The organism is Clostridium sp. (assembly GCF_026168755.1).
GTDB lineage: Bacteria > Bacillota > Clostridia > Clostridiales > Clostridiaceae > Clostridium.
Genome location: NZ_JAPFDR010000020.1, coordinates 1 through 26,333, shown reverse-complemented (window position 1 = coordinate 26,333; position 26,333 = coordinate 1). Strand labels below are relative to the sequence as shown.

Annotated in this window: 22 protein-coding genes and 1 pseudogene; 19 read left to right on the top strand and 4 right to left on the bottom strand. The window is 27.7% G+C overall.

The window, feature by feature from the left end:
- Positions 1-67: 67 nt before the first annotated feature.
- Entirely contained in the window at positions 68-490 is a 423-nt protein-coding gene (locus Q0Y03_RS08930; protein ID WP_297713486.1) for a hypothetical protein, read from the bottom strand.
- 204 nt (positions 491-694) lie between these two features.
- Between Q0Y03_RS08930 and Q0Y03_RS08925 the strand changes: the two genes are divergently transcribed.
- The 4 genes from Q0Y03_RS08925 to Q0Y03_RS08910 all read left to right on the top strand — a co-directional run bounded on the left by Q0Y03_RS08925 (position 695) and on the right by Q0Y03_RS08910 (position 8,264).
- A complete protein-coding gene (locus Q0Y03_RS08925) occupies positions 695-1,522 on the top strand; it encodes an alpha/beta hydrolase (protein ID WP_297713485.1) in 828 nt (275 codons plus the stop codon).
- Positions 1,523-1,611: 89 nt separating this feature from the next.
- On the top strand, positions 1,612-1,908 hold the full coding sequence (locus Q0Y03_RS08920; RefSeq protein ID WP_297713484.1) for an HNH endonuclease: 297 nt from the start codon (positions 1,612-1,614) through the stop codon (positions 1,906-1,908).
- 140 nt (positions 1,909-2,048) lie between these two features.
- Positions 2,049-2,354, top strand: coding sequence for a thioredoxin (gene trxA / locus Q0Y03_RS08915; RefSeq protein ID WP_297713483.1), 306 nt, complete (start codon positions 2,049-2,051; stop codon positions 2,352-2,354).
- A gap of 249 nt (positions 2,355-2,603) precedes the next feature.
- The gene (locus Q0Y03_RS08910; RefSeq protein ID WP_297713482.1) at positions 2,604-8,264 is read left to right on the top strand and encodes an endo-alpha-N-acetylgalactosaminidase family protein; all 5,661 of its coding nucleotides are present in this window, start codon (positions 2,604-2,606) and stop codon (positions 8,262-8,264) included.
- A gap of 65 nt (positions 8,265-8,329) precedes the next feature.
- Here the strand turns inward: Q0Y03_RS08910 and Q0Y03_RS08905 are convergent, their stop codons facing one another.
- Both Q0Y03_RS08905 and Q0Y03_RS08900 read right to left on the bottom strand, forming a co-directional pair.
- On the bottom strand, positions 8,330-9,139 hold the full coding sequence (locus tag Q0Y03_RS08905; protein ID WP_297713481.1) for a TPM domain-containing protein: 810 nt from the start codon (positions 9,137-9,139) through the stop codon (positions 8,330-8,332).
- 5 nt (positions 9,140-9,144) lie between these two features.
- Positions 9,145-9,714, bottom strand: a complete 570-nt coding sequence (locus tag Q0Y03_RS08900) for a LemA family protein (protein WP_297713480.1) — start codon at positions 9,712-9,714, stop codon at positions 9,145-9,147.
- 92 nt (positions 9,715-9,806) lie between these two features.
- Between Q0Y03_RS08900 and Q0Y03_RS08895 the strand changes: the two genes are divergently transcribed.
- From Q0Y03_RS08895 to Q0Y03_RS08880, 4 genes are all read left to right on the top strand, one after another.
- On the top strand, positions 9,807-9,968 hold the full coding sequence (locus Q0Y03_RS08895) for a hypothetical protein (RefSeq protein WP_297713479.1): 162 nt from the start codon (positions 9,807-9,809) through the stop codon (positions 9,966-9,968).
- An 88-nt stretch (positions 9,969-10,056) separates the two neighbouring features.
- On the top strand, positions 10,057-11,010 hold the full coding sequence (locus Q0Y03_RS08890; RefSeq protein WP_363318733.1) for an aldo/keto reductase: 954 nt from the start codon (positions 10,057-10,059) through the stop codon (positions 11,008-11,010).
- Between the two features lie 201 nt (positions 11,011-11,211).
- Positions 11,212-11,880 (top strand): response regulator transcription factor, encoded by a 669-nt coding sequence (locus Q0Y03_RS08885; protein WP_297713476.1) that lies wholly within the window; start codon positions 11,212-11,214, stop codon positions 11,878-11,880.
- The gene (locus tag Q0Y03_RS08880) at positions 11,870-13,381 is read left to right on the top strand and encodes a HAMP domain-containing sensor histidine kinase (protein ID WP_297713475.1); all 1,512 of its coding nucleotides are present in this window, start codon (positions 11,870-11,872) and stop codon (positions 13,379-13,381) included. Before Q0Y03_RS08885 ends, Q0Y03_RS08880 begins: the two co-directional genes overlap by 11 nt.
- A 55-nt stretch (positions 13,382-13,436) precedes the next feature.
- On the opposite strand, the gene Q0Y03_RS08875 is transcribed toward Q0Y03_RS08880, so the two are convergent.
- On the bottom strand, positions 13,437-14,576 hold the full coding sequence (locus tag Q0Y03_RS08875; protein ID WP_297713474.1) for a DEAD/DEAH box helicase: 1,140 nt from the start codon (positions 14,574-14,576) through the stop codon (positions 13,437-13,439).
- Positions 14,577-14,958: 382 nt separating this feature from the next.
- Here Q0Y03_RS08875 and Q0Y03_RS08870 point away from each other — a divergent pair, with 382 nt between their 5' ends.
- The 11 genes and pseudogenes from Q0Y03_RS08870 to Q0Y03_RS08820 all read left to right on the top strand — a co-directional run.
- Positions 14,959-17,106, top strand: coding sequence for a YhgE/Pip domain-containing protein (locus tag Q0Y03_RS08870; protein WP_297713473.1), 2,148 nt, complete (start codon positions 14,959-14,961; stop codon positions 17,104-17,106).
- A 123-nt stretch (positions 17,107-17,229) separates the two neighbouring features.
- A pseudogene (locus Q0Y03_RS08865) lies at positions 17,230-17,367 on the top strand (phosphohydrolase); the annotation flags it as partial.
- A gap of 12 nt (positions 17,368-17,379) precedes the next feature.
- The gene (locus Q0Y03_RS08860; protein ID WP_297713472.1) at positions 17,380-18,294 is read left to right on the top strand and encodes a M15 family metallopeptidase; all 915 of its coding nucleotides are present in this window, start codon (positions 17,380-17,382) and stop codon (positions 18,292-18,294) included.
- 16 nt (positions 18,295-18,310) lie between these two features.
- On the top strand, positions 18,311-18,481 hold the full coding sequence (locus tag Q0Y03_RS08855; protein ID WP_297713471.1) for a hypothetical protein: 171 nt from the start codon (positions 18,311-18,313) through the stop codon (positions 18,479-18,481).
- A 168-nt stretch (positions 18,482-18,649) separates the two neighbouring features.
- A complete protein-coding gene (locus Q0Y03_RS08850) occupies positions 18,650-18,916 on the top strand; it encodes a hypothetical protein (protein WP_297713470.1) in 267 nt (88 codons plus the stop codon).
- Positions 18,917-19,120: 204 nt separating this feature from the next.
- Positions 19,121-19,258, top strand: a complete 138-nt coding sequence (scfA, locus tag Q0Y03_RS08845) for a six-cysteine ranthipeptide SCIFF (protein ID WP_291677670.1) — start codon at positions 19,121-19,123, stop codon at positions 19,256-19,258.
- Between the two features lie 140 nt (positions 19,259-19,398).
- Entirely contained in the window at positions 19,399-20,751 is a 1,353-nt protein-coding gene (gene scfB / locus Q0Y03_RS08840) for a thioether cross-link-forming SCIFF peptide maturase (RefSeq protein WP_297713469.1), read from the top strand.
- A 162-nt stretch (positions 20,752-20,913) separates the two neighbouring features.
- The gene (locus Q0Y03_RS08835) at positions 20,914-21,852 is read left to right on the top strand and encodes a hypothetical protein (RefSeq protein WP_297713468.1); all 939 of its coding nucleotides are present in this window, start codon (positions 20,914-20,916) and stop codon (positions 21,850-21,852) included.
- Between the two features lie 319 nt (positions 21,853-22,171).
- Positions 22,172-23,386 carry a pitrilysin family protein gene (locus Q0Y03_RS08830; RefSeq protein WP_297713467.1) on the top strand — a complete coding sequence of 405 codons (1,215 nt, stop codon included), beginning with the start codon at positions 22,172-22,174 and terminating at the stop codon, positions 23,384-23,386.
- 46 nt (positions 23,387-23,432) lie between these two features.
- Positions 23,433-24,854 carry an aminotransferase class I/II-fold pyridoxal phosphate-dependent enzyme gene (locus tag Q0Y03_RS08825; protein ID WP_297713465.1) on the top strand — a complete coding sequence of 474 codons (1,422 nt, stop codon included), beginning with the start codon at positions 23,433-23,435 and terminating at the stop codon, positions 24,852-24,854.
- A gap of 126 nt (positions 24,855-24,980) precedes the next feature.
- Positions 24,981-26,333, top strand: a 1,353-nt coding sequence (locus tag Q0Y03_RS08820) for an N-acetylmuramoyl-L-alanine amidase (protein WP_297713464.1), incomplete at its 3' end; no start/stop codon positions are given.

The window sequence follows — 26,333 nt, the reverse complement described above, 5'->3', positions numbered from 1 at the left end:
AGGCTATATATAATTAGATATAAAAATAAGGAAGCTATTATTTCAGCCTCCTTATTTTTTATATTTATTAAGCATCTAAATTATTTTCTTTACTTTCAAATCCAAATAATTCTTTCTTTTTATATATAAAGTATGCAAGTAAACCAGGTAATATTAATCCTACTAATGTTGAAATTAAAATAGATATGCTTAAACCATTCATTATTAAAGAATAGATAATATTTATTATTTCTACAGTGAAAAAAGTATAAATTCCAATTTGCTTTTTTAGCAAAATTAAAATTATTCCAACTAATAAAATTAAGGTTAAAATAATACTAACAATTAATTCGGTAGATGTAAGTTGTACTCCTCCCATTTGAGATATTAAAGAGTTAATTTCATCCAAAGTTGAAAGGCTGATAATGCTTCCGATAAGTCCAAAGGCTAAAAATACTAGATAAATTATTGATATGGTTAATATTCCCCCGCCAAGCTTTTTATTTTCCATATAACTTTTCCCCCTTATTTTAAATAAGATATTATAAGGAAATAATAACATAAAAATGGATATAATACAATTAATGGGAAAAATAAGGCCGTTTGTTTCTAAATAATTTAATGTATAATGTCACTAATATAGAAAGTTGTATAAATAAAATAATATCATTAAAATAATATTTGAAGTTTATTTTTTATATAGGGAGAGAAAGAAATGATTTATGAGAAGATAAAAATAAGTGATATATGTAATAATTTAAGAGAAAGTAAAGCCGTTATAAGTGCATATATTCCAGAGAATAGTGAAGAAATTAATATTAATAGAAAAAGAGAAACTATAGTAATTTGCCCAGGCGGTGGATATGGATTTACTTCAGATAGAGAGGCAGAACCTATAGCTTTAAAGTTTATGGCGCAAGGCTTTAATGCAATTGTACTTAGATATAGTGTTGCACCAGCAAGATATCCTAATGCATTGTTAGAGTTAGCAGAAACATTTAATTATGTACGTAAAAAAGAAAATGAGTGGAATGTAGATAAAGAAAAAGTTATTGTATGCGGATTTTCAGCAGGAGGACATTTAGCTGGAAGTTTAGGGGTACTTTGGAATAATGAATTTATAGAAAAAGAGTTAGAGATAAACAAAGAAAATATAAAACCTAATGGTATGATATTATGTTATCCAGTTATAACTGCTGGAGATTTTGCTCACAAGGGGTCTTTTGATAATTTGCTTGGGGAAGAGGAAAGTGAAAAAAATAGATATAAGTTATCTTTAGAAAATTTGGTATCTAAAGATACACCTAAAACATTTTTATGGCATACATTTACTGATACTACAGTCCCAGTTGAAAATTCACTATTATTTGCAAGTTCCTTAGCTAAAAATAAAGTTCCTTTCGAACTTCATGTATATCCAAATGGAGGACATGGAATGGCACTTTGTGAAGAGAGTACTGCTATGAGTGGGAGAAATGAACACATAGATGAGCATCTGGCTACTTGGTTTAATTTAGCGTGTCAGTGGATAAATAAAATTTAATATAGATTATAAGTTATAGAAAAAAGTATAAAATATATTTAGAAGTATTTATTCAATATAATTATTAGTAATATGTAGGTGATTTTATAGTGAAGGATTATATTTGTGAGTTATGTAAACGCGAAGGAATTATTAAAATTACTGAGCACCATCTAGTACCTAAAGAAGTGGGAGGAGGAAAATTGCCTGTGGCATTGCTATGTCAAGATTGCCATAAGCAAATTCATGCTTTATACACTAATAAAGAGCTTGCCATGAGGTTAAATACAATATCAGCTTTAGAGAGGGATGAAAGAGTCTCAAGATATTTGAGATATATTAGAAATCAGCCTCCAACTAAAGATATAACTATAAAAAAGTCACGGGCAGTAAGAAAAAAAGGATAAAATAAAGATTATATGTGATAAAGTCATATGTAGTAGTTTTCAAGGGCAACAATAGCTAGTTTATTGAATATAATTTTAGTAAAGACAAAAAAATAATAGTTTAGAATTGTCTTTTTTATAAATTATAGGAGAGAATTAAAATGAAAGTTATTAAAGAATCAGAGTTTATTAATGAAATAAATGAAGGATTAGTTTTGGTAGATTTTTATGCAGAATGGTGTGGACCATGTAAAATGCTTTCACCAATATTAGAACAAATAAATGAAGAAGATGAAAATGTAAAAATTATTAAAGTGAATATTGATGATTCAAGATTTTTAGCAAATTATTATCAAATACAATCAATACCTACATTAATATTATTAAAGAATGGACAATTTTTGAATCGAATTATTGGATTTAGTCCTAAGAAAACAATACAAGAGTTAATAGAAAAAGGTAAATAATAAAATATAAAAATGTTTTTTATTATCTAAAAAGATGTCTTAAATTTTAATTCAGGACATCTTTTTATTTTAATTTAAATGATAAATTAGTAAAAATAGTTAAATTTAGCAAGATACTTATATAAATTAACAATTTGAATAAGGAAAATAATAGAAAAATATATTAAAATATAAATATATAGTGTAAAGGTATACAGAGTGTTGAGTTTTATATTAAAAGATATTAATTAAATAGGGGAGGTATCATTAATGATAAAAAACAAATCAATGAATAGGAAAATAGCTCTTATTATAGCAACAGCAGTAACAGTTGGACAAATTCCAGTATCAGCATTAGCTGAAAATAACACTACTATGATAGTGGAAAATAGTGCTGTAGAAAAGGCATCCGAAGAATATGCTTATAGCCAAGAGTATGATGATTTTTCAAGTACATCTTGGACAAACTTAATAGGAAATGGAAGTATTAATAAGAATATGGATAATGATGTACCAGGTACAGAAGGAAAGAAAGGATATCTGGAAATTTCTAGAGATGCTACTGCTGATAATAAATTAGTATTTTTAGAAGATCAAAGTCCAAGCATAAAGGATTTTGAGGCTGAAGTAAGATTTCAACTTAATCCAGAAGAAGGTAAGGCAGCTGGAAGGTTTGGACTTGTATTTAGAGGAAAAGATGCTAATAATTATGGATTTATTGGATACAATGGAGGGGAAACTGCACAAGGAAAATGGCTTATTGAAACTCCAACAGCGTGGAAAGATGATATTGAAGGACCAACAATTGAAGCTGGCCAATGGGTGACAATGAAGGTAAAAGTGCAAAGAAATAATGTAACTTTAACTGTAGATGATAGTGAAATATTTAATGGTACTGTTGATATTGGTGGTTTCCCTCAAGAAGCTGGTAAGTTTGGATATAGAACTTGGTTTGACAATAAGAGCATAAATGTTGACTATTTAAAAGTTAAGTCTCTTGATAATGAGGTTGTAACTGATATACAAGAAGTAGAAGAGTTAAATATATCAACATTATTAAAAACCAAGCCGGAATTACCATATAAAGTTAATGTAACATATTCTGATGGTACAACAGGTGAAGAAGTTGTAATTTGGGATTATATTGATCCATCTAAATATGCAGAAGTAGGTAATTTTGTTGTTGAAGGTACTATTAAAGGCGCTGCTGAAGGAACACCAAAAGCTAAAGCTAATGTTACAGTTAGAGAAAAGATAGAATATTCAACTGATTTTGAAACTCCTGAAACTAGTGGTGACTGGAAAACTTTATCTGGTGGTGGGGCAGTAACAGTTGAAGATGGCGTAGTTAAAATTGGTATGAATGCAAAATCAATAGCTGCAGATATGGCATCTCCAGATGTTAAAAACTTTATATATGAAGCAGAATTTACAACAAGTAGTGATGATGGAAGAATAGGGTTAGGGTTTAGAGTAAAAGACGCAACTAATTGGGGAGCTGTTTGTTATGATGCAGGTTCTTGGGTATGGAAGGCAAGTACAAATGGTACTGAATCCTATGGTTCTTTCCCAGGATCAAAGAAATTAGAAGCAAATAAAACGTATAAAATGAAACTTGAAGTTGAGGATAATAATATTACATTATCTATTGATGGAGAAGTTATAGGTAGTGCAACATCAGATAAATTGCCAACAACAGCTGGTAAGATAGGATTAGTTGGATGGTTTGGAAATAAGACTGTTACTTTAGATAATGTTAAAGTTAATGAAATTACTCCTGAAACAGATGAAGATTTACCGGAAGTAACAGAGAAAACTATCGAATCTGATATAATGACAGTTAAGTTAGATAATACTTTCCCAAGAGTTATTGAGTATAATTGGAAAGATGATGGTTCAACATTAATTGGACAAGAAACAAGATCTAATAAAGTTAATCTTAATGGTAAAAACTATACTCCAAAAGTTGATTGTGTTGTAGAAGGTAATAAAGCTACTTATACAATGGCTATTGATGAAATTGGAGTTACATTAACTGCTGTTATGTCTGTAGAAGATAATAAAATAAGGTTAGAGATAACTAATATTGAAGAAACTGGTGAGTTTATAGTTAAGAAAGTATCATTACCAAATCAAAGCTTTGCAGAAGTAAGAAGTGATAATGGTGGTGCTATTGCAGCTGTATTATCAACAGGAGCTTGGCATGAAATTTCTGATGAAATAAGTACTGTTGAAGATTTAGATCCATCAAGTAAAGCTAAGACTTATGCATTTATTAATGATAATGATTTTGCTGTGTCACTAAATAATAATGTTATAGAATACTCTAGTAGAATACTTTTAAACACTGAGAATAGAAATGGATATAAGAGTACAAGCATTGGAACAGGCGCTTGGACATATAGAGAAGTTTTAGATTCTGAATCAGATGTAGATTTTTATAGTCATGAAGAAAATTTATGGGCAGAAGCATATATTACTAAAGATATGAATGAAGATAAAACAATAAACTGGCAAGATGCTGCAATTGAATATAGAAATAGAACTGAAGCACCATTAGGAGCTGAGGATTTAAAAAATAGTCTTTCATATATTGCATTTAATATAGGATATACTCAAAGTCCATTCTTAAGAACTTTAGATACAGTTAAGAAGCTATATAATTATACAGATGGATTTGGACAAATGGTACTTGAAAAAGGATATCAATCTGAAGGACATGATGACTCAATTCCAGATTACGGCGGACATATTGGTATAAGACAAGGTGGAGTTGAAGATTTCAACACCTTAATAGAAGAAGGTGCTAAATATAATGCTAAGTTTGGTGTTCATATAAATGCTACAGAATATCAATTAGATGCATTCCAATATCCTGATAATGGTTCAGTAAATACGAACGCTCCAGGATGGAACTGGTTAGATCAAGCTTATTATGTTGATCAAAGAGCAGATTTAACTACAGGTGAATTATTCAGAAGATTAGATATGTTAAAAGCAGATTTACCTAATTTAGGTTGGGTATATGTTGACGTTTATACAGGTAATGGATGGAATGCTCACCAACTTGGTGAAAAGTTAAATGCTTTAGGATATCAAGTTGCAACAGAATTCCATAGTCCTCTTGAAGAACATGTAACTTGGACTCACTGGGGGGCAGACCCTGCATATCCAAATAAAGGTGGTACAAGTGAAATATTAAGGTTTATTAGAAATAGTACTAAGGATGGATTCTTATCAGATCCAATTTTAAAAGGTAATAAGCATTTATTATCAAGTGGATGGGGTAATAATCATGCAATTGAAGGAGTAAATGGTATAGAAAGATTCTACAACCAAGTATTACCTACTAAATATATGCAACACTTTGAAATAATGTCTAGAACTGATGACGAAGTTAAATTTACTGATAACTTAGTAGGAGTTAGAGAAGGTGCTAATATTAATTACTATAAAAATGATAAGTTAGTAGCTACTACTCCAGAAAGTTCATATAACACTATTGGTGAAGGAAAGACTAAGTTATTCTTAGAATGGAACTTTGATGAAGAAGAAGATACAAAGATTTATCATTGGAATCCACTTGGAACATCTTCTGAATGGGAGTTACCTGATGGATGGGAAAACTTATCTACAGTTGAAGTATATGAGTTAACTGACCTTGGAAGAGAGCATGTTAAATCAGTTCCTGTTGTAAATGGTAAAGTTCAATTAGATGTTGAACAAAGTACTCCATACCTTGTAACAAAAGGTGAGGTAGCAGAAGAAAGAATTGATGATTGGGGATATGGATCACAAATAAAGGACCCAGGATTTGACTCTCAAGAGTGGAAAACTTGGACAAAAGATTCTGAAGATGGAAATACAGATCATATTTCTTTTGTAAATGAAGAGGCAAGTAGAAGAGCTGGTAATGATGTTGTATCAATATCTAATAAGCAAGGTAGTATATCACAAAGGATTGAAGGTTTAGAATCAGGCAAGACTTATTCTATATCTGCATGGGTTAAAAATGATGGTAATAGAAAAGTTACTTTAGGTGTAAACTGTGGAGATGAGGAATTAACTAATGTAATTACTAGAGAAGCTTTTGCTAGATCTGGTGAAGGTCATAAATATTTAGAAGATACTTTCCAAAGAATGGAGATTGAAGTTACAGTACCAGAAAATGTGACTACTGCAGATATTTATCTTAATGCAGAAGCTGGAGAAGGTGATGTAATAGTAGATGACTTCAGAATTTGGGAACATCCAGGTAATACTAATAAGGATGGATATGTATTCTATGAAGATTTTGAAAATGTAGATGAAGGTATTACACCATTCTTCTTAGCACCAGGAAGAGGCACTTCAAATAGATCTCACTTAGCAGAAAAGGATTTACTTGGAAGACAAAAAATGACTTGGGTGCTTGATGGAAGATTCTCATTAAAGACTAATCAACAAGCTGGTGAAACAGGTCAAATGCTAGTAACAGATGATTCAACATTTAAGTTAGAACCAAATAAAACTTATGAATTAGGCTTCTTATATTCACTTAAAGATGCTACACCAGGTTACACAGTAAATATTAAATCAAGAAGTGAAGGAACTTTAGTAAGTATACCTCTTGAGGCTACAGGTGTTGAAGAAGGACAATATACTAAGACAAGCTCTAAGAGCAAAACATTCACTACTGGTAACAATGATGATTACTATATTTCAATTGATAAGGGAAATGGATATGCAGATTTAATATTAGATGATATTTATGTCGTTGAAATTGATGAAAGTATTGAAAATCCAGTAATTGATAGGGTAACATTAGGATCATCTATTACAGAAATAGGTGTAGATGAAAGTATTGATTTATCTTTATTATCAATAAAGGCTTTAATGAATAATGGAGCTCCTGCTAATATAGGTGATGGAAAAATAGAGTATGTTGTAGGTAATAATGAAGTTGCTAAGATTGAAGATGGTAAGTTAGTTGGATTAAAGGATGGAAATACTACATTAGCAGTTAATATATCAATTAATGATAAGAAAGTTACTTCTAATACTATAAATATTAAGGTTGGTGAGGGTTCTGAAGATGGAGGAGAAGTAACACCACCAGTTGAAGATGTATGCAAGCAGCATTTAGAAATTGCTATAGAAGAAGCTAATAAGATTACAGATGAAGAACTTTCAAATGTTGTGCCTGCAGTTGCAGAAGAGTTTAAAGCTGCATTATCTGAAGCAAAAGCTTTACTAGAAAGTGGAAAATATACTCAAGATCAAGTAGATAAAGCATTTGATAGATTAAGCACTGTAATGCAAATGTTATCTTTTGAAAAAGGTAATAAAGAGCAATTACAACAATTAGTAGATAAAATTAACAAATTAGATGCTAGTGAATATATAGATAGTACTTGGGCTAAATTACAGGTTGCTTTAGGTAAAGCAAATGAAGTTATAGCTGATAAAAATGCATTAGAAGTAGATGTTGCTAAGAGCTATGATCAATTAATAAGATCATTCTTAGAATTAAGATTAAAACCAAATAAAGATAAGTTACAAGATTTAATAAATAAAGCAGAAAGTTTAGATTCAAGTAAATACACTGAAAAATCTTGGAAGGTTTTAGAAGATAAATTAGCTAAAGCTAAAACTGTAATGGAAAATGGAGAGGCTACAGCTGAAGATGTTTCTAATTCAGAAAAAGAATTAATGGAAGCAATGGATGGATTAGTTATAGCTGATTCAGGTAACAATAATGGTAATGATGGAAGCAATAACAGTGACAACAATAATGGTAACTCTAATAACAATAATAGTGGAAATTCTAACAATGGAAATAAAGGAAATTCTAATTTACCAAAGACAGGAGGAACTTCATCAGTTGCAGTAGGATTATTTGGTACAATAATTGCAACTATTGGTTCTGTAATGTTTAAGAAAAAGAAATAAATTTTAATAATTGAAAAATAAAGTGTATCAGATTTATATTTTGATACACTTTATTTTATATTTATCTACCAATTTCCAGATGAGCCACCACCATTAGATGAGCCACCACCAAATCCGCCAAATCCCCCGCCAGAGCTAGGGCCACCACCAAATCCGCCACCACCACGTCTTCCACCATTAAAGAAATTATTCCAAAATAGTAATTGTAATAGTGTTGACATAATACGACCTCTATTAAAAATTAAATCTAAAAATATTAAAACTAAAAATCCAATTCCAACAAAGCCTAAATTTTTATTGTTAGATGTGGTTGATTGTGTTTGAGATGGCAGTTCAATATTTAATGATTTATCTAATGTAACTCCATATTCTTCAGCAATATAATCACAAAGTTTACTATAGCTATTTAAAAGACCTTCTCCATAATTTCCTTGTGAAAAACTTGGTTTAGCTAAAGATTCCATAACTCTATTGCTTAAAGCATCAGGAATAGTACCTTCAAGTCCACGTCCTACTTCAACTCTGTATTGCCTATCATTAATGGCTAATAATATAAGAAGACCATTGTCTTTTTCACTTTTTCCTATTCCCCAACCTCTGAAAAGTTTATTAGTATAATCTTCAATAGAAATATTATTAGTAGAATTAATTACTACAATTATAGCTTGAGCACCTGTTTTATCTTCTAGTTCTTTACCTATTGAAACAATTTTTTCCTTATAATCATTATTAATTGTGTTAGTATAATCATTAATGTATTTTAAATTGGTTGGAGTTGGATAATTACTGCTAGCATTAGGTATGTAATATACACTGCATAATAGTAATAATAAAAATAAAGTAAAAGCTTTAAGTTTACTTTTAAAACTTTTCATAATACTTAACTTGTGAAGTTAACTTCAGGTACTTGTTGTGCACCTTCAGTAGCCTTATATAAGGGTTTTTCCTGAAAACCCAATAATGATGCAATTATTTTGGTAGGAAAGCTTTTAACTTTTGTATTATATGTTGTAGCAGCAGTGTTATAATCTTGCCTCGCTATAGCAATTCTATTTTCAGTACCTTCTAGTTGTATAGAAAGGTCTTGAAAGTTTTGATTTGACTTTAAGTCAGGATAATTTTCAACAACTAATAATAATCTTGAAAGAGCACCACTTAATTCGCTATCTGCATTAGCTTGTTCAGTAATATTATTAGCACCAGCTAATTTACTTCTTGCATCAGCAATTTCAGTAAATATATCTTTTTCTTGAGAGGCATATCCTTTTACTGTATTCACTAAGTTTGGAATTAAATCAGAACGTCTTTGAAGTTGTGTATCAATATTTGATTCAGCAACATTGACATTTTGTTCTAAGTTAACTAGATTGTTATAGCTTGATATCATAGGAATTGCAATTATTATAAGTATAATAATAACTGCTATTAAAGATTTAATCCAAGTTTTCATAGTTTCATCTCCTTTCTAGTCTTTAGTATATGTATAAATTAAATTAATATATGTTTTATCTCGCTTTAAACTTTTAAATTATAGAAAAAAACTTGCCAAATTCATGGAAAGGTAGAGAGAGTAAATTTGATAATGAAGAGTATAGAAGTAGAGACTTCGTAATATCACTATTATTAGAAAATAAATTTGTTTTTAACGTAGAAGAATGTATAGATGATATAAATTGTATTTATTTTGAAGATATGATTAATTAAAAAAGCATTAAACAATGTTTTAATTAATAAGTATTATAGTAGTAATAGATTATTAGATAATAATATAGAAAATATTTGGTAAATGGGGATAGGGTTTATGGATAGCTATAGGGTTTTATTAAATGGTATTACTATACCTAGTATAGGATTTGGGACTTATAAATTGGGAGATGAAAGTGAAACTATAGATACTATTAAATGTGCATTAAAAATTGGATATAGATTTATAGATACAGCATCTTTTTATGGAAATGAAGAGGGGATAGGTAAAGGAATTAAAGAAAGTGGAGTTAAAAGAGAAGATATATTTTTATCCACAAAGGTTTGGAATGATAGTCATGGATATAACAAAGCAATAAAATCCTTTGAGGAGTCCATGAGAAAATTAGATATTGATTATTTAGATTTGCTATTAGTACATTGGCCAACTGAATTGAATAGCGAAACTTGGAGAGCATTTGAGGATCTTTATGAATTAGGTAAGATTAGAGCTATTGGAGTAAGCAATTTTAAAATAGGACATTTAGAAGCTTTGAAAAAAACAGCAAGAATAATGCCTATGGTTAATGAAATTGAAGTACATCCATGTTTTTCTCAAAGGGAATTAGTTAATTATTGCAATAATTATAAGATACAAGTTATAGGATGGAGTCCAATTATGAAGGGACAGTTATTAGAGGTTCCCTTAATTATGGATTTAGCTGAAAAATATAACAAGAGTATTGCTCAAATAGCTTTAAGGTGGCATATACAAAAAGGTATTATTCCTATTCCAAAGTCATCTCACTTCGGAAGAATGACTGATAATATTGATATTTTTAATTTTGAGTTATCAGAAGAAGATATAAGAAAAATTGATAAGTTAGATAGAAATGAAAAAGTATCAGATACTCCTTCAAATACAACATATGATACTTTAATGAGTAAATTTAATAATATAAAATATGCTTTAAATCAAACTGGGGAAGATATCAGTAAGATCAACAATGAAATTAGTAGTAATACTAGTATTGCTACTAAAAGTATAGATTCAAATAATTAAGCTGAAGTTGAGAAAAACAATAATGTAGTAAATAAATAGTATATTACCACTAATTGTTAATAATTAGTGGTATATTTTTGAATAATAATATATTAATTGTATAATTGATGAAAATGTAAAAAACTGAAATTTAAATGAATTTAATATGTAAAAGTAAGGATTATGGTAAAATTAAATATATATAACTTATTGGAGGAAAATATGAATTACAAAATTTTAGTGGTGGAAGATGACAATCAAATACAAGAATTAATAGTGGAGTTTCTATCTTCACAAGATTACATAGTAGATACAGCAAATGATGGAGTAGAAGGATATGAAAAATTTAAATCAGGAGAATATGATTTAGTAATTTTAGATGTAATGATGCCTAAGCTTGATGGACATTCATTGTGTAAAATGATAAGAAATATAGATAAAGAAGTTTCAGTAATATTTTTAACAGCATTAGGTGATGAAGAAAATGAAATAAAAGGTTTTGATTTAAGAGCAGATGATTATATTAGTAAGCCATTTTCATTTAACATATTAATTAAAAGGGTAGAAGCTGTTTTAAGGAGAAAGAATAGGGAATTATCTGAAGATGAAGTTTTAAGATTTGAGGGACTAAAGCTTGAGTTACAAACATTTAAATCCTATGTTGATGAAGAGGAAATTGAATTAACTTTAAAGGAATTTAATATATTAAAGTTAATGATGAGTAGTTATCCAACGGTAGTTTCTAGAGAAAAGTTAATTGAAAAAATATGGGGTTATGATTATTTTGGAGATACTAGAGTTATAGATGCACATATGAAAAATATAAGGAAGAAAATAAAGAAGGATTATATTAAAACTATTAAAGGTGTAGGATATGTTCTTGAAAAATAAATGGAAAAACCTAAGTATAAAGAAAAAATTATTTATATGGAGTAGCTTAATAATAATATTAGCTTTTACACTTTTATATATATGCATATATTTCTTTATGCCAAGAGTCTATGAGATTTATAAGGTTAAGAGTGTTAAATCGGGAGTAGAAGAATTAAAAAGAGAGCTAGGGTCTAATGAAGATATAGATGTAGATGAATTATTAGATAAATTTTCTTATAATAATAACATAGATATTATTTTAGTAAGTAAGGATAATAATAATTTAATTAATAGTATAATATATTCATCATTTAGGGAGGGGGCAAACTCACCCAATAATATACCGTTTTTATATAATAATAAGTATGAAGGTTTTCAAAGATTTGAAAAATATTATTTACAATTTGATATAAATAGAAGTTTAAATAAAACACAACTTGTATATCAATTAATTAATAAAAATGGAAGTTTAAATATAGATGAAGCTGTTTATATAAAAAGCTTAGATAAAATATATAATATGATAGTACATTTCCCTATAAGTCCAGAAAATGAAGCAGCAGATAGTATTATTTTATTTTTCCCATTTGCTATTATAGCAATTATAATAATTTCTTTTACAATTTCTGGTTTTTATGCTCTTTTAATAAGTAGACCATTAATTAAGATAAATAAGGTTGCTAAAAAGATGGCAAATTTAGATTTTGATAATGTTATTGAAATAAATGATAAAGATGAAATAGGGGAATTATGCAATAGTTTAAATTTAATGAATAAGAATTTAAAAGAGTCTTTTCATAAGTTAGAAAGTATGAATTCACAGCTTACAGAAGAAATAGAAATGGAAAGAAAATTGGAGAAGGAAAGAAGAGAATTTATTGCAACAATTTCTCATGAATTAAAATCACCTATTACTATAATTAATGGACAGTTAGAGGGAATGATTTATAATATTGGGAAGTATAAAGATAGGGATAAATATTTAAAAGAATCTTATGATGTTATACAAAAGATGAGTGAGTTAGTACAGGAAATATTACATTTAAGTGAAAGAGAAAATGGAGAATTTAAGTATAATTTTACAAATGTAAATATAAGCAAAGTTACTAATTGTGTAGTTAGAGAGTTAAAATATTTTATTGATGAAAAGAGTTTAAATTTAGAAACTGATATTAATGAAGATATTTTTATAATTGCAGATGAAAAGTTAATAAAAAAAGTAATTACTAATATAGTTAAAAATGCAATTACTTATTCTCCGGTTGATGAGAAAATTATTATAAAGCTGACTAGTAAGGAATTAACTGTTGAAAATACAGGCATAACAATTTCTGAGGATCAAATTGGGAATATATTTAATGCCTTCTATAGAGTTGATAAATCTAGAAATAGAAAAACAGGAGGAACTGGATTAGGACTTTATATAGTAAGGACTATATTAGATAAGCATGAAAATATTAGTTATAATATTACGTCTAAAGATAACTCGGTTGTATTTAAAATAATGTTTAATAACTAAATTCTTAGCTTCAAATGAAGGTTTAACTTTATCTGAAGCTAAGAATTAAATTTTTTTATTTAACTGGTATTAAGTTACCACCGTATAATTTCATTTCTTTGAATTTAATTTTGAAAGCTTTTTGGTATGATTTTATAGCATCTAAGTCACGTCTTGTACCTATACAAATTGAAGAGCCTGAAAGGTTTCCACGTGCTGTTCTTCCTGCTCTGTGTAAATATTCATCAGGATTTTCAGGGAAATCCATACTTATAATATGAGTTACTTCTGGGATATCTAAACCTCTAGCAGATACGTCAGAAGAAACTAAAACATTAAATTTTCCATTTCTAAAAGCTTCTATTGATCTTTGTCTTTGTTCTTTTGAAGCATTTCCGAAAATAGCTGTAGATTTAACTTTATGATAATCTAGCTTTTCATTAATATTTTGAAGTTCTGTGCTATTGTTAATAAACACTATAGCTTTTTCAGGACTTTCAGCGGCTAATAGTTTTCTTAAAGTTTCAAATCTATCTCTAAATTCACAAGTAATAAACATATGAGAAATATTTGGGTTTAAAACTGATTTAGATTCTGATTTTACTATATGAACTTCTTTAACTAATGATTTAGAAATTTCTAAGGCTGTATTATTTATACTTGCAGAGAAGAACATAAGCTGTCTATCTCTCATAGTAGATTTTATTATATCTTTTATTATTGTAGATTTATTTTTAGCTAATAAGCTATCAGCTTCATCCATAACTATAGTTTTTATAGTATGAGCAGATATTTTTTTCTTTTTAATTAAATCAAGAACTCTTCCTGCTGAACCTACTATTATGTGTGGTTTTACTTCTTTAAGTTTTTTTATTTGTTTTTCAATATTAGATTCCCCCATTATAGTAAGAGAAGTTACATTCATATTTGAGTTCTTTGAAAGTAGTTTTATTTGTGCATCAATTTGCATAACTAATTCATGGGTTGGAGCAAGTATAATAGCTTGCATTTCTTTTTTTTCTGTATTTATTTTTTGAAAAATAGGACATATGTAAGCTAAAGTTTTTCCACTACCAGTATGTGACTCTGCAATAATGTCTAAGTTTTCTAATGCTTTTGGAATAGTTAGGCTTTGTACTTCTGTTGGAGAAGTAATTCCTTGAAGTTTTAAACCTTCTATTATATTTGAATTTAAATTAAGCTCATTAAATGACATATTCGTTATTTTCTCCTCGGTATTTTTTAGTATCTATATTAGTATACACTAAAAATAATTTTAGTATAGAAATTTATACATATAAATTAAAATTTATTAGTAAATTGATAAATTTAACATAGTATATTAATTTAAAAAAGGTGAAAAACAAAAGTAGAATAAAAAATGGAGATAAAAAGATGAATAAAATGTTAATAGCGTGTTTAAATTTTATTAAAAAAATTTTTTATTTAAGCATAGAAAAAACGTTTTAATAATTAGAAAAATGATGATTAATAGTAAAAATAGAAGAAAAATAGCATAAAACTAAAACTTGAATTTTAGTACCAAAATGATAATATATATTTATTCGAAAGTAAGTAAAGGTCAAAGGAGTAGAAAAATGAAGGGTGCATTTGAAATTTTTAAAAAAGATTTAAAAAATATATTTACAAATTATGGGGCTCTTATTGTTGTAGTAGCATTATGTATATTACCTTCTTTGTATGCTTGGTTTAATATCAAAGCATCCTGGGATCCATATGCAGAGTCAGCAACAAGTGGAATAAAAATTGGTGTAGTTAATAAGGATTTGGGAGCAACTTTAAATGGAGAAGATATAAATTTAGGAAATACTGTTGTTGATGAATTGAAAGATAACAAACAGATGGGGTGGCAGTTTATTAGTGAAGAAGAAGCAAATCAAATGGTTGAAGAGGGAAAATACTATGCGATGATCACAATACCAGAAGATTTTTCTAAGAATTTAACATCTATTGTAACAGATGATATAGAAAAAGGTGAAATAATTTATACAGTTAATGAGAAAATAAATGCTATTGCACCTAAGCTTACTGATAAAGGTGCTACTGCGGTTCAAGAAAAGATAAGCAAAGCAATAGTTAGTACTGTAAGTGATACAATATTTGGATTAGCAAATGATTTAGGAATAGAGCTTGAAAATCAAATTCCTAAAATAACTACAATTTATAATGCATTATTAGATGTTCAAGGGAATTTTGGAAATATTAATGATACTGTTAATCTAGCTGTTCAAGGGGCAGAACAGCTTAAAACATTAGTTGTAGGAATTCAAGAAGATATTCCTATGATAAAAGAAACAGTTGAAAATGCGCAAAAATTAAGTGCAGAAGTAAAGGGATTTTTAAGTACTTCAAAAAGTAGTTTAAATAATATCGCTCCAATAATTAAAAATGATATAAAAATATTAAATGAGATATCTAATGATGTATCAACATACACAAGTGCATTGATAGATGCAATAAATGCAGGTTCAGAAAATGTACCGGCTATGATAGATAGTTTACTTGACAAATTAAATAGCATAAATAAGAGTGCTGATTCATTAATTAATATTCTTGAAACTATGAATAAATTTAGTCCAGGTAAATTTGATGATATAATAAGTAATCTACAAACAGTTAGTAGTAAAATTGATTCAGCTATCACTGCGTTAAATACTATTAAAGATGGTATTGCTAATGGAGAAAAGCCAAATTTATCGTTATTAAATAACATAATGGCACTTTCAAATGACATTAGCAATATAACTAATAATATTTATAATAATTTTGATTCAGAGATAGTATCAAAAATAAATACTATTTTTGATGATGCATATATTGTAGCAGATAATGCTATGTCTGTATTAAGTGAAGCAGAAGCAAAATTACCACAAGTTAGTGAATTATTAACTACTGTATATCAAGGTGCGGATAAGGGAATAGAAGGAATAGAGTTTGTAAAAGAGAAGCTTCCAGAAGCTGAAAATATGATTAATGATTTAATAAGCAGGGTTGAAGGAATAAAGGATAGTGCTGACTTACAAGATATAGTAAATCTATTAAAGAGTGACGTTCAAAAGAGAAGTGATTTCCTTGCAAATCCAGTTGAAATAGTGACAAATACATTATTCTCGATGGGGAATTATGGAACAGGAATGACTCCATTTTATACTGTATTATCATTGTGGGTAGGATTATTATTACTAGCTTCAATGTTAACAGTTGAGGCTAAGGGTGAATATTCAGCTATATCACAATATTTTGGAAAAATGTTATTATTTATGAGCATAGCAATAATTCAAGCTATAATAGTTTCTGTAGGAGATATATATATATTAAAGATATATTGTGTAAATCCATTATTATTCGTATTAGGTAGTGTGTTTACAAGTATTATATTTACATTAATTTTATATTCACTTTGCTCTGTGCTTGGAAATATAGGTAAAGTTTTAGGTATTGTATTATTAGTAATACAAATTGGTGGTTCAGGAGGAACTTTCCCTATTCAATTAACACCAAAGTTCTTCCAAGTTATTAATCCATTTTTACCATTTACTTATGCTATTTCACTTGCAAGAGAAGCAATTGGTGGAGTTGTTCAAAGTGTATTAATTAAGGATATAGTAGTACTTTTAATATATGGAGCAATATTTATACTTATTTCACTATTCCTTAAGAAACCAATAAATAAATTAACACATGGCTTCACAGAAAGTTTTGAAAAGAGTGGAATTGGAGAATAGATTAATAATTATTAAATATTAATTCAATGGAGTATTTAAAGTTTAAAAGATATTTAGGCTTTAAATACTCGTTCTTTAGGTTAAACTAAATTATAATATTTAGGGCATTGGAGGAAATAGATAATGAAGAAAGATGTATTTCTTAACTCTGCAGATTCTATAGATGCAACCATGAATAAAATATCTCAAATAAAAGAAAAAACAGAGGCAGGAAATTGGTCAGAATATGATAGAAAAATCGAAACAAAATTATATCTATAAGAGGTGAAGTGGATGAAAAATAGAATAAAAATAATATGTTTTGTAATGATACTATTATTTATACCATATAAGGTTTATGGAATTACTATAGAAGAGAGTAAGTATATTACTCATGTAAAGCAAGATTTATTAGTTCTTATGTTAGCTTATCCTGAGCAAATAATAGATATAGAAAAAGATTCTAATGATTCTATTTATATCGTAATGAAAAATGGTAAGAAAATATTATACGATGATAAAAAAGAAAAAACTTATGATCAAAAGTTTTTTAATGCTGATTTAGAAGATACATTAAGTGATATTTATCCACTTAATATGATTGATAAAGTAATGGATGATAATTATGATCCAGGTAGAATAAGAAATTATGGATTTTTAGGAGCCATGTATGGAGAAAGTAAAAGTGAAATTGAGAAAAACTTAAAGTCAACATCAACTTATTATGGAACAGTAATGTTCAGTACTGTTAATAAAGCCAGTGAAGAACTGAACGCTGCATTAAATGATATTTCAAATACACTTCAAAGAGGGTCACGAGATGAATCTTATGTAGCTCCATTAAGTGGTGGATATAATTATAGATATATACAAGATACTGGACTTTTAAGTGCACATGCATATGGAATTTCAATTGATTTAAATAGAAATGATTCGGATTATTGGAAGTGGGTATCTAAGGAGGAAGGAAGCAAAAGAATAGCTTCTTATCCACAGGCAATTGTTAATGCTTTTGAGAATCATGGATTTGTTTGGGGAGATAAGTGGGCTCATTTTGACATCCTACATTTTGAATATAGACCAGAAATAATACTTAAGGCAAAATATTTTGGAGATAATAAACAGGGAGATTTAGAAAATTGGTATGGTGATATAGATGTAAATGAAAATATTGAGGAAATTATTAATTTAATAAATAAGAAGTTATGAGAGTAAGGAGAAAATTATGAATAAATTTAAAGATAGTATAATAGATGATGATATTCTTATAGAAAGTGAAAGTAGTAATACTTCTATTGTAGATGTTGAAGATATAGTTAAATCTAATAATAAAAATAATTTTAATGATATAAAGGATAGTATAGATATAGAAAGAGAAAATTTTAGTAATAAATAATAAGCAGTATTGTAAGAAAAACATAAATAATGTTAATATTAAAAATAGATACACTTAACTAAAAAATTAAAACTTAAAATTATAATATTTAATAAAAATTTAACGGTTTTGTAAATTGACTAAAATAGTTAATCTGTATATAATTTTTATAACAGTGAGGTGGAGGATATGAGCATTAAAAACAATAAAAAGTTAATTTTTGGGGCATTATCAGCGGTTGTAGCATCAGTTGCTGCAGGTGTTTTAGTAAAGAATAATATAGATAAAAAAACTAAGAATGTTGATGAAGAGAATAGAAATAATAATAAAAAAGAAAAGAAAAGTAAGAATGTATATTATACAGTGCATTTAAATGATATTTATAGTTCATATGATGATAAGACTTTATCAGAAGAAGACATGATAGAAGAAATAAAAAAAGAAACTTCTTTATAGAATAAAAACAGTATTTACTATTAATGTAAATGCTGTTTTGTTTTATTGAAAATAAAATTTTAGTTAAAGTAATAATATAAATATTTTTTCAATATATTTTACTGTAAAGGTAATAGGGGACAGTGCTAGAAAATAAATACTTTATTACCATGAAAAACTGTGCTATAATTACCAATGTTATATTTGAAATATGGAGGATTCGACATGAAACACATAAAAACAATCAACAAAACAAACATCAAAAATAGCTTATGCAAACCAGCATGTAAGGAATGTGCAAACTCATGCCAATCAGCTTGCAAAACTTCTTGTACAGTTGCTAACTTAGAGTGTGAAAACTAATTAAAGACAAGCAGTAACTTGAGATAAGTTGCTGCTTAACTTTATTAGTTGGTGAAAGTTGATTTATCAAATTGACATTAGGATTAAATAAGATATTGTTTCAAGATATAGGGGAAAAATATTACTAGGAGGAAATTGAAATGGCTTTAATACACAAATTTAAACAGGGAGATAATTTCTTTGTTTTAGACGTTAATACTGGTGCTGTACATATTGTAGATGAATTAGTTTATGATTTAGTGGACGATAATAAACTAAGAGATAAAGAAGAACTTATAAAAGAGTTTGGAGATAAGTATGATAAAGAAACTATAAGCGAAGCTTATGAAGAATTATTAGAACTTATAGATCAGGAAATATTATATACACAAGATCAATATGAAGATATAGCACATTCATCAATGGATGATAGAGATTGTATAAAAGCAGTATGTTTAAATATAATACATGCTTGTAATCTAAGATGTAAGTATTGTTTTGCTGATGAAGGAGAATATAATGGACATAAAGGAGTAATGTCTGTTGAAACTGCTAAAAAAGCAATTGAGTATGTAGTTAAGAGAAGTGGTCCAAGAAGAAATATTGAAATTGATTTATTTGGTGGAGAGCCAACAATGATCATGGATAGAATCAAAGAAATAATTGCATATGCTAGAGAAAATGAAAAGGCATGGAATAAAAATATTAGATTCACTATGACTACTAATGCAACTCTTTTAACTGACGAAATGATGGATTATATGGATAAAGAATTAGAAAATATAATTCTTTCATTAGATGGTAGACAAGAAGTAAATGATAAGGTAAGAATTAAAATTGATGGTTCAGGATCATATAATGACATTTTACCTAATATTAAAAAGATGGTTGAAAAAAGAGATAAGAAGAAGGCTCACACTGTAAGAGGAACATTTACTAGAGCAAATCTTGATTTCTATGAAGATGTTAAAATGATGGTTGAAGAAGGATTTAAAGAAATATCTATAGAACCAGTTGTTTTAGAAGATGGACATCCTTTAGCATTAAGAGAAGAGGATTTACCAAAGATATTTGAAAGTTATGATAAATTATATGAAGAGATGGTGAAAAGAAAAAAAGCTGGAGAGGAATTTAATTTCTATCATTTCAAGGTTGATTTAAATGGTGGACCATGCGTTTATAAGAGAATTTCAGGTTGTGGTGCAGGATTTGAGTATGTTGCAATAACTCCACAAGGTGATGTTTATCCATGTCACCAATTTGTTGGTAAGGAGCAATATAAGTTAGGTACTATTTTTGATGATAGTTATGACTCAGAATTAGGTAAGAAGTTTAAACTAGCTCATATTTATAACAAGCCAAAATGTAAGAGCTGTTGGGCGAGATTCTATTGTAGTGGAGGATGTCAAGCAAACAACATAGCATTTAACAATGATATTAATATACCATATGAAGTTGGATGTAAAATGCAAAAGAAGAGAATTGAATGTGCAATAGCACTTAAAGCTGAATAAATTATTAAGTAGCAAGAGCAAGAGAATATATCTGTTCTTGCTATTTTTTATAATTGTAAATATGAATATTATAAATAAAATTTGAGGAAGAAGTTAAAAAAGTAAATAAAAATAGTTTATTACTATTGATATAAGTTAATAATTACAATTGGTGATGTAATTATGATTAATATCTATAAAATTTTAATGAATAATAAATCTAATGATAAAGATATAAGGAAATGTAGAAAATCGAATAATAGTTGTCAAAAGTGTGATAAAGAGAATAAAAATTTATGTCCATATTGTGAAGGAGAGAAATTTATTAAGTATGGTTTTTATAATGGTATTCAAAGGTATAAATGTAAGAATGAAGGCTGTGGAAAAACATTTAGTAATGATATAAATAGTCCTTTTAGATATTCTAAAAAATTTAAAGGGATGTGGGAAAAATATTTTGAAGTTTTTCTTGAAGGCATATCTTTAAGAGAATGTGCTATTAGAATGAATATTACATTAGTAACAGCATTTTTCTGGAGGCATAGATTTTTACATGATTTCTGTAAAAAAAATTATATTGAAAAGATAGGTTCGTATGTTGAATTAACAAAACTAGTTTTGAATGAAAATTTTAAAGGAGATAGAGAGTATCATGGAGAAAAAAGAGATAAGATTATAATAGTAAATGCAGTCAATGATTATATAGATATTATTCCAATCTTTGCTGCTAGAAATTTTATTGGATTATTTGATATAAGGGATAATATTATTCCACGATTAGATAGGAAAGCTTATGTTGTTGGGTTTTTAGATGGTAGATTAAAAGTTTTTGCAAAAGGATTTAATGAAATTAATAAAGTTAAGTTAAAAGAAAATAAGATTTCAAATATAGATATAGAGTATTCTAATAAAATAAAAAGATGGCTTAGTAAATTTAATGGGGTAGCTAGTAAATATTTAGGACATTACTTAAGCTGGAGAGCTTTTGAGTATAAAAATAGTATAGAATATAAAAAAGATAAACCGGTTTTAGAAAAAATAAATTTTAAAGTTAATGTCAAAGCAGAAATAAACACATATATATCCTGGGAGAAAATAAAGGCAAAGGTAATACCTATATAATTGTATAAGAGTGATTAAGAGTTTTATATACATATAAGTATTATGAGGCGATTATCAATTTTGATAATGGCTTGTTTTTGTTTATTAAAAGTAACTTTAAGAAAAATAATTTAATTATATGATCGATGGACTGGCTATTTAAATAGTAAGATATATTAATAAATATTTAATTATATTTACTAATGTTATATAAAAGTGTTGCTAACAACATTTTTATATAACAATATACTATATAAAGATAGAATGTATTATAACTTTAAATTAGATAGAAAAGCATAATATAAAAAATGATATAATTAAAAAAGAGGTGATACATATAATGAAGGAATTTATTTTTGACAATGGATTAAAATTTATTTATAAAAAGAGTAATAGTGAATTAAGCTCTATATGCATATCATTAGATGCAGGGGCAGCTCGTGATGGTGAAGTGTTAGGAGTGGCACATGTAACAGAACACATGGTATATAAAGGAACAGAGACAAGAAGTGAAAAAGAAATAAATACAGAGTTAAGTAGTATATTTGGTTTCCAAAATGCTATGACTAATTATCCTTATGTTGTATATTATGGAACTTTGTTAAGTTATGACTTAAAGAAAGGATTAGATTTATTTTCAGATATTCTTTTAGCACCAGTATTTACTGAAGAGGGTTTTAAGGAAGAAATGGAAGTAATAAAGCAAGAACTTAAGGAATGGGATGAAGACTTAGAGCAATACACAGAAGATAAGCTTTATTATAATTGTATGGAGAATAGGAGAGTTAAGTATCCTATTATAGGTACTGAAGAATCATTAAATAGTATGACAATAGATGATGCAATAGATTTTTTTAATAATTATTATTGTGCTAATAATGCAACTATTACTATTATTTCAGATTTAGAGTTTGAAGAAGTAAGAGATATGGTAGAAGAATATTTTATAGATTGGAGAAGTGAGAAACTACCTGAAATGGAAAAAATCATTACTATTCCTAAGAATGGAATATTTATAGATAACAAGGAAGAGATTAATAGTGCTAAAATTCAAATTATATTCCCTATTGATGAGTTAAATCAGTGGGAAATAAAAGCATTAAGAATTTTTAATCAATACTTTGGAGAAGGAGTAAATTCGATTCTATTTGACACATTAAGAATAAAAAATGCTTTAGTTTATGATGTATTAACAAGAGTAGCTAATGAAGAACATATAAAAGTTTATAAAATTACTTATAGTACTTCACATGAAAATGTGGAAAAGTCTATAGACATAGTTAAGGCTTTAGTAAAAAATATTGATAGCTATAGATCTAAATTACAAAAGGATGATATTGAATCTTTAATAAAGAGCTTTAGATTAAAGAGGTTATTTGCAAATGAGCAAAGTGTAAGATTAGCAATGGGAATATCAACATATGATACTATGTTTGGTGATGGTATGTTATACATTGATGAAACTGAAAATTTAGATAAGCTACCTATAGATTATATTATTGACACAGCTAATAAGGTGTTTAAGAATATGACAGTACAAGTGATAAGTAATTAAGTCAATCTTGATAAGGGGTAAATTAATTTTTTAAGAAGAGGAAAATATGAGCAAAAGAATACCGTTACTAGATGAAGTTTTAAAATATAAAAAAGAGAATAATCTTATTCTTTCAATGCCAGGAAATAAAAGTGGTATTGGATTTTTAAGAGATGATATAGGAAAAGAATTTGTAAATAATATGGGGTTCTTAGATATTACGGAAGTTGATCCATTAGATAATCTTCACTGTCCAGAAGGTGTCATAAAAGAAGCTCAAGAATTATTGGCAAAAACTTATGATGTTAAAAAAGCATATTTTGTTGTTAATGGTAGTACTGCTGGAAATTTGGCTTCTATTTTTGATGCTTTTAATGAAGGCGATGAAATTTTAGTAGAGAGAAATTGCCACAAATCAGTTTATAATGGACTTATTTTAAGAAAGTTAAAAGTTAAATATATTGAACCTGTAATTCATGAAGATAAAGGTATATTCCTACCACCTACAGAAAAGGAAATATACAAGGCATTAGATGAAAGTAAAAATGCAAGGGGAATAATATTGACTTATCCAAATTATTTTGGAATTGGTTATGATATATTTAATACATTAATAGAACTAAAGAAAAAAGGGTTGAAAATAATTATAGATGGAGCCCATGGATCACATTATGGAATAACTGAAAAATTACCTAAATCTATAGTAAAATATGCGGACTATATAGTTTTAAGTGCACATAAGACATTGCCAAGTTTAACTCAGGGTTCATATCTTTTGGTTAATAATGATAATAATATTGATTTTTATTTAAAAGCGTTTATGACTACATCACCATCATACTTAATAATGTCATCATTAGATTATTCAAGATATTATTTAGATAATTATGGGAAAGAAGATTATGATAAATTAATTGATTTAGCCAATAAGTGGATCGATAAAATCAATAGGTTAACTAAAGTAAGTATTTTAAATGAAAGAGACCTACCAAATGGATATAATTTAGATTCAAGTAGATATATATTGATATTACCCAAGGGATATAGTGGACATAAATTATTAGATTACTTAAGAAATACGAATATACAATGTGAAATGAGTTTTGCAGGGGGAGTAGTTTTAATTTTATCACCATTTAACTTAGAAAAAGACTTTGAAAAAATATATGATTCACTTGAAAAATTAGACTTATTATCAATAGTAGATATACAGTATCAAAATTATTATAGTTTAATTCCTAAGAAGGTATTAGAGCCATATGAGGTATTTAATATGGAATTTGAATATGTAGATATTTATGAAAGTGTAGGTAGAATTTCAAAGGAAGCATTAATTCCATATCCACCTGGAATTCCATTAATTTGTGCAGGTGAAGTTATATCTAAAGAAGCAATTGATATTATAAGTGGATATATTAGAAATAAAAAAACAGTAATAGGTCTAGAAGGAAAATTAATTAAGGTAATAAAAGGGGAATATGGTAATTAATTTAAATGAATACATATAGATAAATTTAAATTACACCAAAATTTTCGTTAAAACTTGGTTTATTTTGCCGTAATTTTATGTATAATGTAGTATATGATTCTAATTTATAAGTAAATAGAAAGCAAGGTGGTTAATATTAATAAGTTAAAGATATTAAGTCTATTGATAGTTTCAGGAATGTTAATAACTCCTTCTAGCATAGCAAGAGCAGAAGAAATTTATAATGTATCAGAAAGTGACTTAATTAAATTATTAGAAAAATATAAGAATGAAGAAATTGTATTAGAAGACGGATTAGTTTTAACTGTTGGTGAAGCTATAAACTTACCTATAAATGAAGGTTGGACTATTTATAACGAAAATGTAGCAGAGATAGTTGATGGGGAGTTGGTAGGAAAATCTGTAGGAAGTACATTTGTATCTCAAGAAATAGATGATACAGTATATATTTTAGAAGTATGTATAACAGAAAATGAAGTATCTACAGCTTCTTATTCAAGAGGAATAACTAAAAATGTTGATAGGGATTATTATAAAGTATTCATTGACCCAGGTCATGGAGGATATGATAATGGAGCAGTTCAAAATGGAGTACTTGAGGATGAAATAAACTTGCAAATATCTCAAAAGATAGAAGCTAAGTTAAAAGCAAAAGGTGTACAAGTTAAAATGAGTAGATATGATGATACATATTTATCATTAACGGATAGAACAAGAATGTCAAATAATTGGGGATCTGATATATTTGTTTCTATACATCAAAACTCTGCAACAAGTTCTAGTGCTAAGGGAATAGAAACTTACTATTATTCAACAAGACAAGATAGTAAGGAATTAGCTAGTGAAATACAGGAAGATTTAATACAATCGACTAATGGTGTTAATAGAGGAGTTAAGACTGCCAATTATGCAGTAATTAGAACATCAAGTATGTCTTCAAGTTTAGTTGAGTGTGGATTTATATCAAATCCAACAGAAGCTAAAAGTTTAAGTTCTAGCAGCTATCAAGATAAAGTTGCAGAGGGTATTGTTAATGGAATAATGGAGTACTTAGAATCAAATGTTATATTAAATAATTCTGGAGGCAATGCTAACAATAATAGTGGAAGTACTACAACAACCCAAAGTGGAACAGTAAAAGTAAATGGTGCATTAAATGTAAGAAGCGGAGCGGGAACAAGCTATTCAGTAATAGGTTCATTAAATAATGGAGCAAAAGTAGAAATAGTAGAAACAAGTGGAAGCTGGTATAAGATAAAATACGGAAGTGGATATGGTTATGTAAGTAAAGATTATGTAACAGTATCATCAAGTAATAATAGTGGAAGTACTGATAGCGGAAACAGTAATAATGGAAGTAACAGTAATAGTAACAATAATGGAAATAGTAGCTCTACAACAATCCAAAGTGGAACAGTAAAAGTAAATGGTGCATTAAATGTAAGAAGTGGAGCAGGAACAAGCTATTCAGTAATAGGT

What these genes read in the sequence shown, in the direction of transcription:
- Q0Y03_RS08900 (WP_297713480.1), bottom strand. Translation starts at nt 9,714, where the DNA reads ATGAAAACTTGGATTAAATCTTTAATAGCAGTTATTATTATACTTATA.
- trxA (WP_297713483.1), top strand. Translation starts at nt 2,049, where the DNA reads ATGAAAGTTATTAAAGAATCAGAGTTTATTAATGAAATAAATGAAGGA.
- Q0Y03_RS08830 (WP_297713467.1), top strand. Translation starts at nt 22,172, where the DNA reads ATGAAGGAATTTATTTTTGACAATGGATTAAAATTTATTTATAAAAAG.
- Q0Y03_RS08835 (WP_297713468.1), top strand. Translation starts at nt 20,914, where the DNA reads ATGATTAATATCTATAAAATTTTAATGAATAATAAATCTAATGATAAA.
- scfB (WP_297713469.1), top strand. Translation starts at nt 19,399, where the DNA reads ATGGCTTTAATACACAAATTTAAACAGGGAGATAATTTCTTTGTTTTA.
- Q0Y03_RS08855 (WP_297713471.1), top strand. Translation starts at nt 18,311, where the DNA reads ATGAATAAATTTAAAGATAGTATAATAGATGATGATATTCTTATAGAA.
- Q0Y03_RS08925 (WP_297713485.1), top strand. Translation starts at nt 695, where the DNA reads ATGATTTATGAGAAGATAAAAATAAGTGATATATGTAATAATTTAAGA.
- Q0Y03_RS08910 (WP_297713482.1), top strand. Translation starts at nt 2,604, where the DNA reads ATGATAAAAAACAAATCAATGAATAGGAAAATAGCTCTTATTATAGCA.
- scfA (WP_291677670.1), top strand. Translation starts at nt 19,121, where the DNA reads ATGAAACACATAAAAACAATCAACAAAACAAACATCAAAAATAGCTTA.
- Q0Y03_RS08905 (WP_297713481.1), bottom strand. Translation starts at nt 9,139, where the DNA reads ATGAAAAGTTTTAAAAGTAAACTTAAAGCTTTTACTTTATTTTTATTA.
- Q0Y03_RS08875 (WP_297713474.1), bottom strand. Translation starts at nt 14,576, where the DNA reads ATGTCATTTAATGAGCTTAATTTAAATTCAAATATAATAGAAGGTTTA.
- Q0Y03_RS08860 (WP_297713472.1), top strand. Translation starts at nt 17,380, where the DNA reads ATGAAAAATAGAATAAAAATAATATGTTTTGTAATGATACTATTATTT.
- Q0Y03_RS08825 (WP_297713465.1), top strand. Translation starts at nt 23,433, where the DNA reads ATGAGCAAAAGAATACCGTTACTAGATGAAGTTTTAAAATATAAAAAA.
- Q0Y03_RS08885 (WP_297713476.1), top strand. Translation starts at nt 11,212, where the DNA reads ATGAATTACAAAATTTTAGTGGTGGAAGATGACAATCAAATACAAGAA.
- Q0Y03_RS08930 (WP_297713486.1), bottom strand. Translation starts at nt 490, where the DNA reads ATGGAAAATAAAAAGCTTGGCGGGGGAATATTAACCATATCAATAATT.
- Q0Y03_RS08850 (WP_297713470.1), top strand. Translation starts at nt 18,650, where the DNA reads ATGAGCATTAAAAACAATAAAAAGTTAATTTTTGGGGCATTATCAGCG.
- Q0Y03_RS08870 (WP_297713473.1), top strand. Translation starts at nt 14,959, where the DNA reads ATGAAGGGTGCATTTGAAATTTTTAAAAAAGATTTAAAAAATATATTT.